This is a genomic window from Mucilaginibacter sp. P4_G9, assembly GCF_056400985.1.
In genome coordinates this window covers 1-998 of sequence record NZ_JBFUKF010000825.1, presented here as the reverse complement: position 1 = coordinate 998, position 998 = coordinate 1, and the positions used below count along the sequence as shown (strand labels likewise).

Annotated in this window: 1 protein-coding gene; it reads left to right on the top strand. The window is 37.8% G+C overall.

Going from position 1 to position 998, the window contains the following annotated elements; genetic code table 11:
- Positions 1-89 precede the first annotated feature (89 nt).
- On the top strand, positions 90-998 hold a 909-nt coding region (locus AC1DPZ_RS27935; RefSeq protein ID WP_477409676.1), incomplete at its 3' end, for a ligand-binding sensor domain-containing protein.

The window sequence follows — 998 nt, the reverse complement described above, 5'->3', positions numbered from 1 at the left end:
CTTGGGTACAGTGTTTAAAGGCCCGGAAAGACAATGATGTTTTTGTGGGATCGACTGGTTCTGGCTTATTGGTTTTGAAACACTCTTCTATGGTATTGCATCAAATACCTTTGTATGATAATGCTGTTATGCGGACAGATTATAGTGTCGAATCACTTAGCTTAGATAAAAACTCCAACGTTTGGCTATTAAGCAGGGGAGTTGGCTTATGCATTTACAATTCCAGATTGAACCGTGTTGAGATTGTCAATTCAACTATAAAAAACGGAAAATGCATGACGTTCGACTCAAGCGGCAACCTGTGGATAGGTTCCAATGCGGGGCGGCTGCTTAAATTCTATAATGGTACTGATAAAATAGAGCCTTTTGACATTCCAGGTGGGTTGACTGTGAACCGTATCATGGACGTCTGTTTCGAGAATGGCCGTGTATTATGGGTTTCAACCGACGGTGACGGACTGTTCTCCATAGACGTTGTTGCGAAAACCGTATTAAAGGCCTTCACGCAATCTGAAAAATCTTTATTAAGTAATGCAATAAGTACAATTTTTATTGACAAGGAATCGCGAAAATGGATAGGAACGATTAGAGGAGGAGTTAACATTATTGACCAAAAGAAGGATATTTTTAAAACTATCAAAAATGAACCTTTTAACAGTAATAGTTTAGCTCATAACACTGTTTTTTCATTCTGTGAAGATGGTGATGATATCTGGATTGGAACGGACGGCAAAGGGATTAGTTTCTGGAACAGGAAAACCAATAATTTTAGAAATCATCTTTTTAAAGTTGATAAAGGTCATTTAGGAGCCAATCAAATTCCATCGATAATAAAAGACGATAAAGGCAATGTTTGGATTGGATCATATGGTTCTGGGGTTACCAGGTTTAATAAGGCAACTCAAACATTTGAAGAAGTTCAGTTTCAGCAAAAGAACATGGGGAGTATATATGCTTTCCGGTTATTTATGGATAGGGAAAAGGATATTTGGGTAAGT